Annotated in this window: 16 protein-coding genes and 3 pseudogenes; 8 read left to right on the top strand and 11 right to left on the bottom strand. The window is 56.9% G+C overall.

Annotated elements, in window-relative coordinates:
- Nucleotides 1–133: 133 nt before the first annotated feature.
- The 8 genes from GTF44_RS19895 to GTF44_RS19860 all read right to left on the bottom strand — a co-directional run bounded on the left by GTF44_RS19895 (nt 134) and on the right by GTF44_RS19860 (nt 7,831).
- Nucleotides 134–376, bottom strand: a complete 243-nt coding sequence (locus tag GTF44_RS19895) for a hypothetical protein (RefSeq protein WP_171562770.1) — start codon at nt 374–376, stop codon at nt 134–136.
- Nucleotides 377–855: 479 nt separating this feature from the next.
- Nucleotides 856–1,452, bottom strand: a complete 597-nt coding sequence (locus GTF44_RS19890) for an outer membrane beta-barrel protein (protein ID WP_171562768.1) — start codon at nt 1,450–1,452, stop codon at nt 856–858.
- Between the two features lie 358 nt (nt 1,453–1,810).
- Nucleotides 1,811–2,653, bottom strand: a complete 843-nt coding sequence (locus GTF44_RS19885; RefSeq protein WP_253261372.1) for an oxaloacetate decarboxylase — start codon at nt 2,651–2,653, stop codon at nt 1,811–1,813.
- Nucleotides 2,654–2,674: 21 nt separating this feature from the next.
- Complete coding sequence (leuD, locus tag GTF44_RS19880) at nt 2,675–3,292, bottom strand: 3-isopropylmalate dehydratase small subunit (protein ID WP_171562764.1); 618 nt, start codon at nt 3,290–3,292, stop codon at nt 2,675–2,677.
- Nucleotides 3,279–4,685, bottom strand: a complete 1,407-nt coding sequence (leuC, locus tag GTF44_RS19875) for a 3-isopropylmalate dehydratase large subunit (protein WP_171562762.1) — start codon at nt 4,683–4,685, stop codon at nt 3,279–3,281. Before leuC ends, leuD begins: the two co-directional genes overlap by 14 nt.
- A gap of 37 nt (nt 4,686–4,722) precedes the next feature.
- A complete protein-coding gene (locus tag GTF44_RS19870) occupies nt 4,723–6,222 on the bottom strand; it encodes a tripartite tricarboxylate transporter permease (protein ID WP_171562760.1) in 1,500 nt (499 codons plus the stop codon).
- A complete protein-coding gene (locus tag GTF44_RS19865; protein ID WP_171562757.1) occupies nt 6,219–6,740 on the bottom strand; it encodes a tripartite tricarboxylate transporter TctB family protein in 522 nt (173 codons plus the stop codon). The genes GTF44_RS19870 and GTF44_RS19865 overlap by 4 nt, the downstream gene beginning before the upstream one ends.
- A 74-nt stretch (nt 6,741–6,814) precedes the next feature.
- The gene (locus tag GTF44_RS19860; RefSeq protein WP_253261371.1) at nt 6,815–7,831 is read right to left on the bottom strand and encodes a tripartite tricarboxylate transporter substrate binding protein; all 1,017 of its coding nucleotides are present in this window, start codon (nt 7,829–7,831) and stop codon (nt 6,815–6,817) included.
- Between the two features lie 247 nt (nt 7,832–8,078).
- Here GTF44_RS19860 and GTF44_RS19855 point away from each other — a divergent pair, with 247 nt between their 5' ends.
- The 3 genes from GTF44_RS19855 to GTF44_RS19845 all read left to right on the top strand — a co-directional run bounded on the left by GTF44_RS19855 (nt 8,079) and on the right by GTF44_RS19845 (nt 9,918).
- Nucleotides 8,079–8,735 carry a GntR family transcriptional regulator gene (locus tag GTF44_RS19855; protein WP_171562755.1) on the top strand — a complete coding sequence of 219 codons (657 nt, stop codon included), beginning with the start codon at nt 8,079–8,081 and terminating at the stop codon, nt 8,733–8,735.
- A gap of 285 nt (nt 8,736–9,020) precedes the next feature.
- The gene (locus GTF44_RS19850) at nt 9,021–9,371 is read left to right on the top strand and encodes an antitoxin Xre/MbcA/ParS toxin-binding domain-containing protein (RefSeq protein ID WP_171562753.1); all 351 of its coding nucleotides are present in this window, start codon (nt 9,021–9,023) and stop codon (nt 9,369–9,371) included.
- Nucleotides 9,331–9,918 carry an RES family NAD+ phosphorylase gene (locus GTF44_RS19845; RefSeq protein WP_216365189.1) on the top strand — a complete coding sequence of 196 codons (588 nt, stop codon included), beginning with the start codon at nt 9,331–9,333 and terminating at the stop codon, nt 9,916–9,918. The genes GTF44_RS19850 and GTF44_RS19845 overlap by 41 nt, the downstream gene beginning before the upstream one ends.
- A gap of 154 nt (nt 9,919–10,072) precedes the next feature.
- Here GTF44_RS19845 and GTF44_RS19840 read toward each other — a convergent pair whose 3' ends face one another.
- Both GTF44_RS19840 and GTF44_RS19835 read right to left on the bottom strand, forming a co-directional pair.
- Nucleotides 10,073–11,065 carry a dienelactone hydrolase gene (locus tag GTF44_RS19840; RefSeq protein ID WP_171562751.1) on the bottom strand — a complete coding sequence of 331 codons (993 nt, stop codon included), beginning with the start codon at nt 11,063–11,065 and terminating at the stop codon, nt 10,073–10,075.
- A gap of 194 nt (nt 11,066–11,259) precedes the next feature.
- Nucleotides 11,260–12,120, bottom strand: coding sequence for a RimK family alpha-L-glutamate ligase (locus tag GTF44_RS19835; RefSeq protein ID WP_171562749.1), 861 nt, complete (start codon nt 12,118–12,120; stop codon nt 11,260–11,262).
- A gap of 318 nt (nt 12,121–12,438) precedes the next feature.
- On the opposite strand from GTF44_RS19835, the gene GTF44_RS19830 reads away from it, so the two are divergent.
- The gene (locus tag GTF44_RS19830) at nt 12,439–13,068 is read left to right on the top strand and encodes a LysE family translocator (RefSeq protein WP_171562747.1); all 630 of its coding nucleotides are present in this window, start codon (nt 12,439–12,441) and stop codon (nt 13,066–13,068) included.
- 74 nt (nt 13,069–13,142) lie between these two features.
- On the opposite strand, the pseudogene GTF44_RS22235 reads toward GTF44_RS19830, so the two are convergent.
- Nucleotides 13,143–13,280: pseudogene (locus GTF44_RS22235) on the bottom strand (IS1595 family transposase); the annotation flags it as partial.
- On the opposite strand from GTF44_RS22235, the pseudogene GTF44_RS19825 reads away from it, so the two are divergent.
- The 4 genes and pseudogenes from GTF44_RS19825 to GTF44_RS19810 form a co-directional block, all read left to right on the top strand.
- Nucleotides 13,276–13,515, top strand: a pseudogene (locus GTF44_RS19825) (transposase domain-containing protein); the annotation flags it as partial. The pseudogenes GTF44_RS22235 and GTF44_RS19825 overlap by 5 nt on opposite strands.
- Nucleotides 13,516–14,357: 842 nt before the next feature.
- Entirely contained in the window at nt 14,358–14,690 is a 333-nt protein-coding gene (locus GTF44_RS19820; RefSeq protein ID WP_171562745.1) for a hypothetical protein, read from the top strand.
- A 75-nt stretch (nt 14,691–14,765) separates the two neighbouring features.
- Nucleotides 14,766–15,152, top strand: a pseudogene (locus GTF44_RS19815) (transposase).
- 307 nt (nt 15,153–15,459) lie between these two features.
- Nucleotides 15,460–15,837 carry a hypothetical protein gene (locus GTF44_RS19810; protein ID WP_171562743.1) on the top strand — a complete coding sequence of 126 codons (378 nt, stop codon included), beginning with the start codon at nt 15,460–15,462 and terminating at the stop codon, nt 15,835–15,837.
- Nucleotides 15,838–16,342 lie beyond the last annotated feature (505 nt).

Genomic DNA, 16,342 nt, shown 5'->3' with positions numbered 1-16,342 from the left:
GCTTTTATCCATGAGGCCAACATACCGGACCTCGTTCGCCTCCGCAGAGCGACCGCCCCAATCACACCATGTCAAGGGACACCTAAGAGCGTCCCAAGGGGCCGGTAGACTGTCTGATTGGAAATCTCGCTGATCACCACGGGATCTTCGGTGGCGCGGCTGGACGATCGATGCTTGACGCCGGCCTCTGGGGCGAGTTGTAGCTCGGACCAGTCGTGTAGTCGGCCAGTTCGAGGTCGGGAAACGCCATGAGGAAGGCCCCGGCGGCCTCAATTGTCCGGAAGTGAAATGCTGTCCCGTCGACCAGGCCAGCGCCGTGGTTCGCGAAATCCTCCGACCCCACATGCTCGCGGAGCCAGCCGAGAATATCGTTCAACTGCTGGCCGAATCCGCCCGTCGGAATCCGCACTTTGACGCGGCCCGGAAAGACGCGGTCATCAATCTTGCTCTGAGGGGTGGAGCGCCGAGTTATGACAAGAACATAAGCAGAACATTTTTGATCTGTCGAGTCTTGCGAAGAGCGCGATTCTGGCCAACGCTCGTCGGCGCAGTCTAGCTAACAGGTTAGCTGGCCAAGGTCTGCGCACGCTCCAGTTTACCGGGCGGGAGGTGTGCGCCGAACCGGGTCGCGTGAAATTGCCGGCGCTCGGCAGGGCCCCGGCGCGTGGCCTTCGGGTTCCGGACGGCGTCAAGTTTCTGACCGCGACCCTCCGCCAGGCGTCCTGCAGTTCGGGATGAAAACTCGGGCTGCAGTTGTCAGGACCACGACGGGAGCAGGGTAGACGCACAAGCCGCAGCAACGAGGGCGATGCCGAAGATGGGCCTTCTCATGTCCTATCTCCGGTGCTGGCGCGCTTAGAACCGATAGCCGATACCGATGGAGAAGGCATCGCTGTCGGCTTCTGCGTCCAAGTCGCGGCGTTCGAAGGTGGCACGGTCGTAGCTTGCGAGCAGCGACACGCTTTCGATCAGCGCTACTTCCGCGCCTATCCCCCATTCACGAGTATCGATGTCAAGCGAGCCGCCGTTAGCGTCGTAAGTGCCCCGGCCAATTCGGGCGCTCACGAACGGCATGACCCGGCCGATGGGGTAGCCCGCCCGGAGGCCGAGCGCTGTGCTGCGGGCCGTAGTGCTGCTTAAGGAGACGCCGTTCAGAGTGTATGAGTAATCGCTATGGCGAAGCGTAATGTCACCACCCACTACAAAATCACCCAGGTTAAAAAAACCACCGACGTCAAAGTCAAAGAAGTCACCAACGTTAACGAGATACGTGGCGCTGAGAGCGAAGCTGTTCGTATCCACCTCCAAATCATTGTCAAGCGTATCGGAGCTGGTGTTTGGTTGACTGGCGCTATGGTTGAGCAGGAAACCGGAGAAGTCGAAGTTAGTGTCTTGTGCGGCAGCGGGTGTCACCAAAGCCGCGAACGCCACTACGGGCAAGAAGGATTTCATGTGATCTCTCCAGATTTCAGTAATGAGCGATGGCGGAACTGGGCCGGGTGTCAGATTGTTATGATGAGTTAACCGGTGGGTCCTGTTGTCTACGTTACGACGCAGCAACGGGTCATGATCCGGGGTACCCGTTCGGACCGCAAACGATAGCCTAGTTTATTGAGGATATTGGCGGTTGTTTCATCAACGTCTCCTAACCCATCACTAGAACCCGGTTGCTGTATTCGGAAATACCTCGATCCTATATTTGGATTGACAGCGCATATGGGAAAGCCCGCACCGGGGGTCTGTTTCGGCTGGAGGCAGCAGGACAGGACGAGGCCGGCGGCGACAGGCCGCGAGCCGTGCCACGGAACGATCATTTCTCGGGATAGCGACGCTCGAACTCCCAGACCTCGGGAAACCCGATAAGCTCACTGAACCTGGAAAACTCATAGAGATCAGACTTGTGCGTTGTACGACCATTCTCTTTGATATCGTTGTAGACGGTATCAATCGCCTGTCCGGCGGCAAGGAAACCAGAGCCGGGGAAGATCGCGAGCGCATAGCCAATCCTCTGAAGGTGTCTTGCCGACAGGATCGGGGTGCTGCCCCCTTCTACCATATTTGCCAGCAACGGCCCTTCGATTTCAGAGCAGATCCTCCGCATTTCTTCCTCGCTTTCGGGTGCCTCGACAAAAACGATATCAGCGCCTGCCTCCTTGAAGGCTTTTCCCCGCCGGATCGCTTCCTCGATGCCAAGCGCAGTGCGGGCGTCGGTCCGCGCGATGATCAGAAAATCGTCGCTTGCCCGGCTATCACAGGCCACCTCGATCTTGCGGAGCATATCATCGAGGGGGACGACACGCCGGTTCGGCGTATGTCCGCATTTTTTGGGAAATTCCTGATCTTCCAGCTGGATCGCGGACACACCCGCCGCCTCGTAGCCACGAACAGTGTAGGACACGTTCAGAAGGCCGCCATACCCGGTATCGCCGTCGGCAATCAACGGCGTGTTCGTCATTTTCGCGATTTGCCCGGCACGCTCGACCATATCGCGATAGGTGGCGATGCCGGCATCGGGAAGTCCCAGATAGGAAGCCACCGTGCCATATCCGGTCATGTAAATCGCATCGAATCCTTTTTGATCCGCGATCTTGGCTGAAATGAGATCATAAACACCGGGGGCGATAACGAAGGTATCAGACAGCTTCTGCTTCAAGGTGTGGGCCATGCATTGTCCTCAAGGTTGTTTTGATTTCATAAGCCAAGGCACCTCCGCAGAGCGCCTTGCCTCGAAGGCCTGGATACGGTCCAGCGCATCCAGTGTTAGGTCGATTTCGGACAGACCGCGCAGGAGCTGTTCCTTACGATAGGGATCGATCTCAAAGATCAGCTTCAGCCCCTCGCAGGTGATCAGCTGCTGGCCCAGATCGGCGGTGAGCGTCATTCCAGGGCGGGCCTCGATGACCATCGCCAGCCGGTGCATGTCCCGCTCCGACAGGCGGACCGGCAAGAGTCCGTTCTGGATAGCGTTGTTGTAAAAGATATCCGCAAAGCTCGACGCGATCACAACTTTGATGCCGTAATCGACAAGGGCCCAGACCGCATGTTCACGTGATGAACCGCAGCCAAAATTCTCACCGGCGACCAGTATCGACGCCCGGTCGAAAGGGGGGGTCGACAGGATGAAGCGCGTGCCGTCTTCCGCTTTGCTGTTTTGCAAATCTGCGAACAACGTGTCCGCAAATCCGTCGGCCCGGGAGCGACAGAGAAAGCGGGCAGGGGTAATGAGATCGGTGTTGACATTGGCCCGCAACAGCGGCGCGGCAATCCCGGTGTGCCGATCAAAGGGTGTCATTGATCCCCCCCAGCACTCTGGCATCCGTCAGATGACCTGAGACCGCCGCTGCAGCGACCATCGCTGGGCTCAGCAGATGGGTCCGGCTTCCCTTTCCCTGGCGGCCTTCGAAGTTTCGGTTGGTCGAGGAGGCGCATCGTTCGCCCGGCGGAACCAGATCGCCATTCATTGCGACACACATCGAGCATCCGGGGTCTGTCCATTCAAATCCTGCATCGCGAAACACCTTGTCGAGACCTTCAGCTTCGGCGTCTTTCTTGACCTTTGCCGATCCCGGGGTGACGAAGGTTGGCACGCGGGCCTTGCGCCCTTGTGCCACGGCCGCGGCGGCGCGCAGATCCTCAAGCCTTCCGTTCGTACAGGATCCAATGAAGGCGCGATCGATCTTGATCTCGGACATCGGGACATTTGGTGTCAGGCCCATGTAGTCCAGGGATTTCTGAATCTGCTTGCGGCGCTCGGGATCGGAAACCCGAGCGGGATCCGGCACGCGATCCGTAATGGCGACAACATCCTCCGGTGAGGTGCCCCAGGTGACCATCGGTGCGATCTCGTCGGCGGCGATCTCGACCTCCTTCTCAAACACGGCGCCCTCGTCCGAGTGCAGCCCTTGCCACACCTTCTCTGCGCGGTCCCAATCCGCCCCCTTCGGAACATGGCACCGCCCTTTCAGCCAACACAGGCTGACCTCATCGGGTGCGATCATGCCGGTGCGGGCCCCGGCCTCGATGGTCATATTGCAGACTGTAAGACGCCCCTCCATCGACAAGGCGTGAATGCCGCTGCCAGCATATTCAATGATGTGGCCAGTCCCGCCGCCAGTGCCGATTTTGCCTATCAATGCAAGGATGAGGTCCTTGGCTGAAACACCAAGCCCAAGAGCGCCATTTATCGTCACGCGCATCGCTTTGGGCTTGCGCTGCCAGATCGTCTGCGTCGCCAAAACATGAGCAATCTCGCTTGCTCCGATTCCGAATGACAGGCTGCCAAGCGCCCCATGGGTCGCTGTGTGACTATCGCCACATACGATCACGTTGCCCGGTAGGGTAAGCCCGAGTTCGGGCCCGGAGACATGCACAATACCTTGATGCGCCGATCCTTGCGAATACGCGACAAAACCCCATTTTCTTGCGTTCTGGGACAGCGTTGTGACGATCTCATCGAAAGCGGGACTGCGGATCGCAGCCGAAGACCCCGTCGCAACGTAATGGTCCGCCATACCGAAGGTCAGATCCGGCCGACGCAGTGTATAGCCGCCCGCATCAAGCTTATCGAACCCCGGAAAGGCGGCATCATGCACAAAGTGACGGTCCACATAGAGCAGCGTTGCGCCATCCGAGCGCTTGATGATCGTGTTCGCGCGCCATATCTTGTCGAGCAAGGTTGCAGGCATTGCTTCTTTGTCTCCTTTTCGGGCTGAGCCAACGATCTCACGCCGACCTGCGCGCCTTGAGGCGGTGGAACAGCACCGCAAGCAGCGCCACTAGAATGATGAAGGAAATCAGCCAAGTACTGATGGGGCGTTCGAAGAAGATGGTGAAATCCCCCCGGCTGAGCTGCCAGGTGCGCAACAGGTTGCCTTCAAGAAGGCTTGCCAGCAGCAGACCGATCACGACGGCAACGATCGGATAGTTGAAATGCTTGATGATTAGGCCAAGTATGGCCCCACCGGCAAGCGTGATCGGGCCGACCATGTTGCCGGAAAGCGCGTAGCTGCCCAGCACCGTCAGAACCAGGATGACCGGCAGCAGATAGCGCAGCGGCACTTGCACGACCATCACGGCGACCCGCAGGAACAGGATGCCCATGATTGCAAGCAAGATGGCCTGCACAAGATTTCCACCGATGATTGCGTAGACGATATCCTTGTTGTCGGAAACGAAGCGCGGTCCGCCGGTGACATTGTGCATGGCAAAAGCGCCCAGCATGATAGCGGTCCCCGCACCGCCGGGGATGCCAAGCGCCAGAAGCGCGACCATCGAGCCGCCCTCGGAGCTGGAATTGGCCGATTCCGCCGCAATAACGCCGTCAGGATTGCCCTTGCCGAATGTATCGGCTGATTTCGATGTGGCACGGGCGAATGCGTAGGCCACTAGGTTCGCCACGGTGGAACCCACACCTGGCACCGTCCCGATCATCGAGCCGATGAGGCCGCCCCGGATCATCAGGGTCCATCGCCGGAATGCGTCCACGAAGCCGCTGGCGATGCTGGCTAACCGCACCGTCCGCGCCTCGGAATTGCTAACGATGTAGTCTTTTCTGGTAAGGGCGAAGACTTCCGATGCCGCAAAAAGACCAATGATGGCGGCTGTGATCTCGATGCCGTCCAGCATGTACATCGATCCCATGGTACCGCGCATGACACCGGAGGAACTCATGCCCATGGTGCCAATGAGCAGCCCGATCCCGCCCGCGACGACGGCGCGCAGAAAGTGACCCCCTGACAGAACCGCAATAAGAAACAGGCCCGCGATGGCAATCAGCACCATCTCCGGCGCACCAAGCTGCAAGACAAAGCGTGAGATCGGCTCAAGGATGATCAGCAAAAGTGAGTAGCCGATGACCATACCGACCGTCGAGGCCGCGAGCGCCATACCGATTGCCTCGTTGTGGCGCCCCTGGCGTGCCATCGGATAGCCATCAAAACAGGTGGCAATCGCCGCGGTGGTGCCAGGGACATTTATCAGAATCGCCGGGACCGATCCGCCAAAGCCGCCGCCAGTGAAGATCGCGGTCAGAAACAGTATCGCGGACAGGAAATCCATGTGCAGCGTGAAGGGCAGGAACACCGCCATTGCGATGGGCACCGACAGGCCAGGCAGCACGCCAAAGACCAGACCGATCAACAATCCCAAAGGCACAACGACCCAAGCCAACGGGTTACTCGTAATCAACCCGATCGCGTCGCTGAAAGCGCCAAGATCGATCATGGTAGCAACATCGTAGGCACCGGGACGGACAGCAGATGCTCAATCGCCAGAACCGGAAGGATCGCCACCAGGGCCGAAAAGAAAACGATAAGCAGGACGTTCCGTTCGCCTTGCAAAACCATGTTGGCCGCCACAAAAACCGCCGTTGCGATGTCAAAACCGATCAGCGGCATGGACACCACATAAACACCGAGAAAGCCGGCCGAGAGCACCGCGCCATAGCGTCCGCTAAGAGTATCCGCATCCGGGCTGTCGGGTGCAGGCACCGCAGGATCGATCTGAGGCGCGGCGCGTCCCGGCCCTGAGACGCCCTGCATCATCTCACGGATCAGGCCTATGGCGATGCCGACCATCACGATCAGCACCAGACCCGACACCGGCCCGATCAGAAGCATATTCTCGACTTCGGACTGGGCACGCCAAGCATCTAGCGCATACCAGGTCACAAATCCCGAAAAGCCCACGAGCAGAAAGAGATGCCCGATACCTCCCGCAAGATATCCCAAGATGTTGTGCATGCGCGCACGCCCCCGTCCCGGTAACGGTTGTGGCAAAGAGAGGCCCGGGCCATCGTCCGTGCCTCGGTCGGAGATCACTTTAGGTAATCTGCGTACTGCGAGAAAACTGCGATGCTTTCGTCAAGCACGCGCTGCGTTTCATCCGGCCCCAGCCATTGGCCCCCGATCGCCCCTTCCTCGATAAAGGCGCGGAAATCTTCCCGTTGCAGCATCCGCTCATAGGCGGCAACCAGCTGTGCATATGTTTCCGGCTCGTTCTCGACGAAGGCGCGTGAAACGGTGAACGTCCGCAAGTCGCCTGACAAAATGGGAAGTTCGGCACCGAAAGCCGCCAGAGGCTCATTGATGACCGGCGCATCCCAGGCTGGATCGGGAACATCGCGGACCACGGCGAGCGGGCGGATGTCATCGCGAATGACTTCGGAACCGCGCGCCGCAATCAGAGAAAAGGTCACTTGATTGCCCGCGATGGCCGACCGCATTGGCGCACCACCATCATAGCTGACAAAGGTGATTGCGTCATCGGGCAGGCCCATCCGATCCAGCATGATTAGCTGCAAAAGATGCCCGCCGTCGCCGTTAATGATGGCCGAGCTTGCCTCACCTGGATTGTCGCGAATGAAGGCAAACAGCTCTTCCGCCGTCTGAAACGGCTGATCCTTGTTCACGAGCAGCATGTAGTAATCCTGCCATTGCCCGTTGATGAAATGGAATTCATCCCAGTCCAGCACCCCCTGCCCACGGATGATGTTGGACACCAGATACGGCGTGGCAGGCGTGACAAGCGCGTTGGAGCCGTCATCCGCCTGCTGAAGGAAGAACGTGTGCCCCAGCGCACCCGAGCCGCCAGGGCGGTTCACCACCGTCACCGGAACTCCCAGCTCTTCCGGTAGAAACTGTGCGATCGCACGACCCATGCGGTCAGCTGACCCGCCCGCATTGAACGGAACCAGTATCTCCAGCCCGCCGGGGCCGTAGGGCTCTTTCTGTGCCACCGCAGGGGCGGCGCCAAGCATCGCGCCAACCCCCAGCACGAGGCCGAAAAAACGAGATCTCAGAAACCCATTGGGTTGTTGTGTTGTCATGTTCATCACCCTTGCTCCTCCCGGTGGCGGATTGATCACCGCACCACCTTTTACCGATATTGTATGCAATATGTCAAAAAGAATACTCCAGCTCCGCCCCTTCCTCTCGCTTGGTTAAGCTATTTTCCTTTAAAATGTGGCATTTTAGAGCAGCCACTGCGCAACGGACTTTCCTCGCTGGAGGATAAGGTATACAATCCGTCATATACCGTGTGGCAAAACAGGTTTGAGTAGTAACAGGATGAACATAGCCATGGAGCACCTGACAGCATCGCAAAGAGTGTACGCAGCAATCCGGGACGCGATTTCAAAAGGTCGCTGCGCTGTCGGTGAAAGGCTGATCGAGGAATCATGGGCCGAGGAAATGAACGTTTCGCGCACGCCCGTTCGTGAAGCCCTGCAACGCTTGTCGAGTGATGGTTTCGTCATCTTCACACCCCATGCCGGGGCCTTCGTTCGAGGATGGTCATCGCAGGAGGTTCGAGAGATCTACGAGATCCGGGCCAACCTGGAAGGTCTCGCGGCCGGCCTCTCGGCCGAACGAGCAGATCGCGCCGCCATCGCAAGACTGGAGCTGTCCTATCAAGAATGGGAAGAAGCGGTGCAAACCGAGCCGCGCAATGTGCTCTTGATTTCAGAGAAGAACCACAACTTCCACACCGAAATCCTGACTATTTCCGGCAACGAACGGCTGAAGGTCGTCTGCTTGCAAATGATGGACCTTGGTTTTCTTGCGCGTTCCTTCGCGCAATTCGACGACGCGAGCATTCGCAGCAGTTCGGAGGATCATGCAGCCCTGCTGAAGGCGCTCAGGCTGGGTGACGGCCGGTTGGCTGAGGCGCTCATGCGTTCGCACATCCTGGCCGCCGCGACCAAAGTGATCGCATACGATACGCATGATCTGACATAGGCGGAACGTGCTAGGCTCTTGCGCCCCGGCGCTGCAAAGCGCGAACAAGACGTCGGAGATTTGTGGCCGGTAGAACAGAACGGATCAATGCCTTGCGCGGTCACCTGGATGAGTTCGGACATGCGGTTCCACAAGGTGCGGCGAATGCATCAGCCTCGCGACGAAACCAGCTCATGGGCCAGCGTTTCGAGCACCGCTGACCTCAGCGTAGGTCCTAAGCACACGCTGGGGCTTCACTAGCGCATATCTTGACACTATATTATGTTACAAACAGCGAGGTTTGTCATGCATCTTCAGGATTATGTCGCGGAGCAGCACTTCTCACCGACCCTGATTGCAAGTGGGCTGCGGACGACGAAGAGCGAGATCGCCGCGACGCTTGGGCTGGGGCGGGATGCGTTTTCAAGGTCGACACGCATCAAGGCGGTGAAGACGCAGATGCGGCTTCGCGAGATGCTGGAAGTCCTAAACCGGGTTGAACCTGAGCTGGGGTCGGCTTTGGCGGCCTATGCCTGGTTCCGGTCGGAACCGTTGTCGGGGTTTGGCGGCCGGACACCGGATCAGTTGGTTCGGGATGGCGATGCGGCAAAGCTTCATGCCTATCTGGACCGGATCGCCGCCGGCGGCTACTCTTGATCCGCGTCGCGTCGTGCGGCTAGCCGGCACGCTCTTCCGAGCCCACAATCCTCGCTGGTCCTGGGCACCGCTCTCCGGCGAAGGTGCGGGCCGCTTCGGCGGCCGTTTCAACCCGATTGGCATGGTTGCGCTCTATACGTCCGAGCTGGTCGACACAGCCCTGTTGGAGGCCAGTCCCCTCGGCCGCCCATTCCAGCCATTGATTCTGGTCGCCTACGACGTCGACGCCGCTCCGGTATTCGACGCCACGGATCCACAGGCTTTGGCAGGGCTGGGCTACACACAAGCCGATCTTGCGGACCCGAACTGGGAAAGCTTGATGCTCGATGGCGCGGTACCGGTGCAACACCGACTGGCACGGGACGTGCTGGCGACCGGTGCCATCGGCATGCGTGTTCCGAGCTTCGCACGCGGCGCAGGCGGGGAGCATCGCAACGTCGTGTTCTGGCGGTGGAACGATGGGGCGGGGGCCACGCTGACCGTCCTCGATGACGACGAGCGCCTACCGCGAGACGGATCGAGTTGGACACCTCCGGCCGAGCACTGAGCCACGCGTGCTCATCCTCAGCCATCCGAACTCTCGTCGTTCCGTCGCTCTTGATCGGGTCCACGCACATCGCGCGAACGATCATTCTGAGCCCAAAATGCTCGATGCTGCGCCGTGCGCGAGGTCCGGTTTGAGTTGGAAGATACCGTTCTGGTCAACTGAAATGCGCGTGTATACTAGCGGCAGACTGATTGTGAACTTCCGCTCGGTACACGCCTTCATGATCGGTAAATAACGGGTCTTTTCCTATTAGTATTCTGTCGCTTGGAAAATCCAGGAAAGTGTAGTGACCAACTTCGCGACCGAGATCAACGCGATCAAAGCTGACGTTTTGGGCCATCAACCAATCGGCGCAATGCTCAGATGGCGCTTCGGCATCATTCCCACCCGTTATCAGTAGAACAGGCATCGCTATTTCCGAGACGGACGACCGCGTGAATGCTCTTACGGTTGGCGCTGGCGCAATCGCGGCAATGCTTTTGACCCGTTTGTCGGTAAAGTCGTCGGATGACCTTGCCCAAGACGCGCGAAACGCGGCCGACGAGCTAATGAGGTTAGAAACATTAGCCCCTGCGTTAGGAAATTCACGTGGGCCGACGTCGACAATACCGTTCTCGGTCCGCCATCGCTGAAACTCGTCCATTGAACTCTGTGCACCAGCCATCTTCAGAACTGTGTAGCCACCAAGCGAAAAGCCGACGGCAAAAGTCTGATCGAGGTCTAGTCTGTCACCGAAAAAAGAATCCTGCGAAATATATGAGAGCAAGAATGACAAGTCAGAAGCGCGCTCCCACCAGCATACAAAGCCCTCTGCTGTGTAAGGCTCTAGACCAGTATTTCCGTGGTGGTTCGCTGCAAGTACGACATAACCTGCTCCTGCAAGATAGCGGGCTAGCCAGCCAAGGCTTTCCGCTGTGCCTCCAGTTCCATGTGACATCAGAACGATTGGCAACATGGAAAGGCCCGCAAGTGGGGCGTCAAGCGCGACATCGCCGGAGACAAAGAAGCCGGGCTCAGGCGGTTTGGCCGATGCGATCCGCTGCGCTGGATACCAAGCCGTCCATGCGATTAGACGAGCACCAGAATTCTGCCAATTTGATCGTGATTTATCTTGAACCACACCAGTTCGATAGCCGCAAGTAGACATTTGGGACCTCCTTAGGAATCAAGAGTCTAGAAATTTTTGATAATTTCAATGTCTTTTGCTCGTCATGAGCGGACGTTCAATTCACCTTCCGCTATGGTCGCTTTGTCCCGCTTGCTGTCATCCGAACGGCTCGCAGCCGACGGCAGCAGAGAGCCCAGCGTCACCGATGCTGCACGCCGGACGAATGTCCGTCGTCAGGACTGCGCCGTCTCAACTCGTCGGAGTGTTGCTGCTGCAAGTATTGTCGCAACCTCTGGTGCGTAATGTAGGTGTAGGTCCGGATCGCAAAGCTCTAACTCAGTGCAAATGAACATGTCATCGCGCATGACACCATCCACACGTGCACAAAGAGGCGCTCCCACAAACGCCATGATTTTTTCCGCTGCTGATCGAGCCGCAGCAGGTGGTTCTGCGGCTTCAATGGTGGGACCGAAGCGTGAATTGATGCGAAATTCTCCAAATATTGGCTTCGCATGGACTGCGAGTTCGACCTTGCCCTCGATACACGTCATTTTCCACTCACCGTCACCGATTTCCGGCAAGAACTCCTGCACCATAATTGGGCGTCCAGGCAGATCTTGCTCAATCTTTGTCCGTGTCGCTTCAATATCTGAGAGACATGTTTGTTCTACGCCGACACCGTCGCCGCCAAACGCGGGCTTTAGCACAAGTTTCTCAATCGAGCCCCGATCACCTTGCCTTGCAATGGCGTCTTCGACCGACCGATAAGTTGCTGGAATTTCAACTCCAGCATCTTTTATCTCGATAAGCGTTCGCTTGTCGTTGTTCCATATGGCCAAGTCGGGACGCGCTTCGATTTGAGCACTCATTGCATGGAGCCTGATCAACCAGGCTGCAAAGCCGCCGGGGTCGTTCTGGTAGTCCCAAGTCTGTCTTAGTAAAGTGAGATCACACGATAGAAAATCCGCAACGGAGTGCTCATTCCAGTTGAGAACAGACACCCGCGCGCCGGTCGCTTCCAAAGCCGATTGCAGGGTCTTGTTTGAAGAAGAGAGTTGTGGGTTTGTCCTGCAGGCTGCAATCGCAATTTGCATGGATTTCCTACTCCTGGTGTGGCCTCAAATACCTACCTGTCGTACGCATGCAACGTGACGGATTTGTGCTGATCAGAGAAACGGATTTCCCAAAGCAGACACATGGCTGACGAGAACGAAGGTCGGCTTCGTCCCGCGACATGGACATCGGCTCGCGGTGATCCAATGGCCGCTTTGGGGCTGCGCACGGTCAACCGACCGAAATCGTCAGATGACGGCTCAGAGCCCTAGCCTCCTAAAGCCTGGCAGCGCAGCGAAAGTTTGCTTTGACGATGTTGAGTGTTCCGCGGTTACAAGGTTTGGCGTAACTTGAGCTTCATGATTGATCTTAACACCCTACTTATATTCGTCCCTATCGCACTCGCCCTGAACCTTACCCCGGGAGCAGACATGCTTTTCTGTCTGGGCCAAGGCGCGAAATCCGGACCGAAAGCCGGTGTCGCTGCCTCACTGGGGATCGCAACCGGATCATTCATCCACGCTCTGGTAGGTGGGCTCGGGCTGGCTGCACTAATTGCAGCCAATCCGATTGCTTTTGAGGTGATTAGATGGGCTGGTGTGGGATACCTGTTGTATCTCGCATTCCAGGTATTCACGTCTCCTATCGGCACATTGCAGCCGGAGAAAGTAGATCGCTCGATGAGCTTGCAAGCCTGGAAAGACGGCGTTTTAGTCTGCCTACTGAACCCGAAGGTCGCGATCTTTATGTTGGCGTTGGTTCCACAATTCGTTGACCCGGAGCAAGGGTCTGTCCTTGTTCAGTTCTTGATTTTTGGAACGATTTTGAACATCGGCGGAACGGTCATAAACGCACTAGTCGGCGCGCTTGCAGGAGGTATCGGTGCCTTCCTTGCGCGAAACAGGACAGCGGCAAGCGCGCTGCAATACCTGACTGGATTTGTTTTCGTCGGTTTGGCCGCAAAGCTGGCGTTCGATAGGCGCGGTTAAGTCCTAAGCAGACATCTATCGTTGTAAACTGAACGGCGGGTTTGGAGCTCATCTTCGCGCTTACGCTTGAATGTCCGCTCAACACGATCTTCGCGCAGGTTGGCGGGACGGACATGGCCGCCGAAGGCAGCACCATCCACTTCAACCTCACCGTCGAGGTGCAAGCCCCTCGTCTCTGCGATCATCGCTTCCCGCAGCTTGTGCATGAGCACAGTCGAGAACCTGATCCGCCCCGTCGCCCTCAACCGCAAGAACGCGCTGTTTGCGGGTCATGATGAAGGAGGAAAGGCCTGGGGCCGCATCGCGTCCCTGATCGAAACGGCCAAGTTCAACGGCGTCAATCCGTTCGAATACCTGAAAACAACTCTTGAGCGGATCGCCCAAGGCCATCCAAAAGACGGCCTGCAAGAACTCCTGCCATGGAACTTCAAACCGTTAAGCGCCTAGCCGCGTGGGGCTCAGACACCGCTTACAACATTGTCAGCGGTGATCCATTCAAATTCATAGCGGAACGCGTAAGCGACTATATCCAGTGCGTCATCCAAATGCCGATCATCTTTGAGTCCCGCCGCTAGATAGAGTGCTTTCAGCACATCATAGAAGTTGCTGAACGAGAATAGGCGGTCTGGGCGAAAACGGAAAATAGATCAGGTCTTCGGTGTCCATCATACACATCCTTCTCGTTACGATTTTCATCAAAACTACATATAGATACGCTAGATTTCAGCTAAGGCGGCTGTCATGTGGGTGTTGTCCATGCCAACCGCCGGGGCCTCAGTCGAGGCCAAAGGAATCCTGTGAGTGGCCGAATCACGTTGGGCGCCGACACAACGAATGTACAGGATGATTAACACGCCGCTGCTTTACAATATTGAACAAAACGGCGGGCTATCGCCCAAACATCGACTATCGCTATAGAAAAAAGGTGGATTAAGGTTTTCTTAACTTAGCGTTTCAATTGTAGGAACAATTGACGTTAACAATTCGAATCAACTTAGGAAAAGCGAGATGGAAGCACTCGAGCCAATGAAACGCCGCTGGATACCCGGCATTACCTCTGTAAGGGACGAAGGAGTTTTGATCGAGGACTCGATTGAGCGAGCCCTCTCCGCAGCGCAATCCGCAGGTTATGGGAATACTGCGATAGCATTGGAGCGGATGCTCACTGAGCAGCGTCTTATCAATCGAAGGACGTCACGTAGATAGCAGATAATTCAAAACAAAGCCTATCGTTAATAGGCTGTTAACCAATTGATTGAAGTCTGAGCCTCAGAAAGATGGGGCCGGACATGACATCAGATACAACACCAGACGACGTGATACTGGATACGCTGGCAGATTTGGCAGATCAAGAAAGTAGAAAGGGTAACAAGGATCTGGTTTGGACACTTGAGTCCGTAATTACAGCATTTTATTTGGATACCGGAATTGAGCCGGAAGCCATTCGACAAAAAATACTGGATAGGCGACGAAAGCGAATAGCAAAAGAACATGAGGCTCTTCTGTCAATCAACCAATCTAGCTCCGACGAAAAACCATCGATGCAAACACGGCGAGCCTTACTTGTTGTAGATAACAGAATTCCAACACGGGAAATCACCGCCAATAGCGGCAAGCCGTAGATCGGCGCTTAGGGTCAGGACCCATTGATTTCGGAGGGACGGCGTGATTCACGGTTCGAAAACCGAGCGGTGAACATGCCTGATCTCTTTTGGTTGAGCGACGCGCAGATGGCGCGTCTTGAGCCTTTCTTCCCCAAGTCCCATGGCAAGCCGCGCGTCGATGATCGGCGCGTCCGGAGCGGGATTATCTTCATCGATCGTAATGGCTTACGGTAGCGCGACGCGCCTAGTGCATACGGCCCGCACAAGACACTGTACAACCGTTGGAAGCGCCTCCTCTCGGGCATGCTGAGCATGCCCTGCCGGGCAATGGACAAGCGCCGATACAAACGGCGCAACCGGATCGAGATCATGTTTGGCAGGCTCAAGGATTGGAGACGTGTGGCGACGCGCTATGACAGGTGCCAAAAGGTCTTCCTCTCAGCCATCGCTCTCGCGGCCATCGTCATCTACTGGTTTTGAAACTCAATGAGGCCAGAGCCGAGGGAGCGGGGACGGATTATTGTGGAATAACCTTTGTCGTTCAGAATTGAAGGACCCAAAGCGGCGCCGAAGGTCAAACAGTTCATGTGTCGCCTCCTTAACGGCTCGTTTGGGTCATCATTGCCGCCTTTTCAGCGGATTATGACGATTGGTCGTTTGGTGACCAGAACTCTTTCAAAAAAACTCGGAACAGCGCCGAGATTTCTTTGAACGGATCTCAGAGGTCGCCCGACCCACGGATGTAATCAGCGCCGTTGCGGCGCACATCCGAAAAGGAAAATACCAAATGAAACTGTCCCAAATCCTTACGTGGGCTATCGTTGGCTTGTCGATCACCGTGGCTCAACCAGCCCTCGCTCAGGATCGCGGTGAAAGCACCCGAGATGAGTCGCGCGAATCCGCACGTGAGCAGCAGGTCGAAGAAAATCGCAGTCGACAAGACGAAGATGACTCCCGGAGCGACGCCGAACAACTGGGTGCGGTCGGTCAGGGGGCTGTGCCCATCCGCCGGGTCGGAAGGCGCAACACGACAACGTCTGGTGACCCAATTTCGACGGAAGAACTGGAACTGACCTGCGGTGCGGGCGGTTGGCTCGAAACCTGGCTGGAAGACGGGGACGGCAACCCGATCCCAGGTACCTACGAGTACTACTGCCTCGACTAAGCCGGACGGTTTGGTTGGCTGCACCGCAGAATCCCGAGTTGGTGCCTAGGGCCCTCTAAGGGCTGCAGCACCGACTCGAGATTCGGACGAATAAGGCCATAGGCCGGACGAGCTGCGCTTTTCTGAAGGCTATCTAGCGGCCTTCGCGGTGTGCTGCCTTGTATCCGAGGCGGGCTTTGTCCAGCGCTTGCTTGCTTGGCGAAGACATGATTGCCTTAGGCAGATTTTAACAGTGGATTGGTTGTGCGACGCTTGCCTTTGCGAACGTACGATTTCACTGACGCGCGTAAGAGTTTAGACTGACACAGAGTATGGGCTTGCACCTGAAACCGGGCCGCTCAAAGAATGGGTTGGACCAAGCTCTTGTGATTTTGCCTCTTCTCAGCGGGCTCTGGTTGGCCATTGGTGTGGCCATCTTTGGTGCTTTGACACCATTAAGGTCACCTTTGCGGACGGACCGGACTTGCTCTCGGAACCGCGACAGAAAAACGGTTCACACCCGTGC

Source organism: Roseobacter sp. HKCCD6576-2, from assembly GCF_013179285.1.
Taxonomy (GTDB): Bacteria; Pseudomonadota; Alphaproteobacteria; order Rhodobacterales; family Rhodobacteraceae; genus Rhodophyticola; species Rhodophyticola oceani.
The sequence above is the reverse complement of the archived record's forward strand: the minus strand, read 5'-3'. Positions and strand labels throughout refer to the sequence as shown.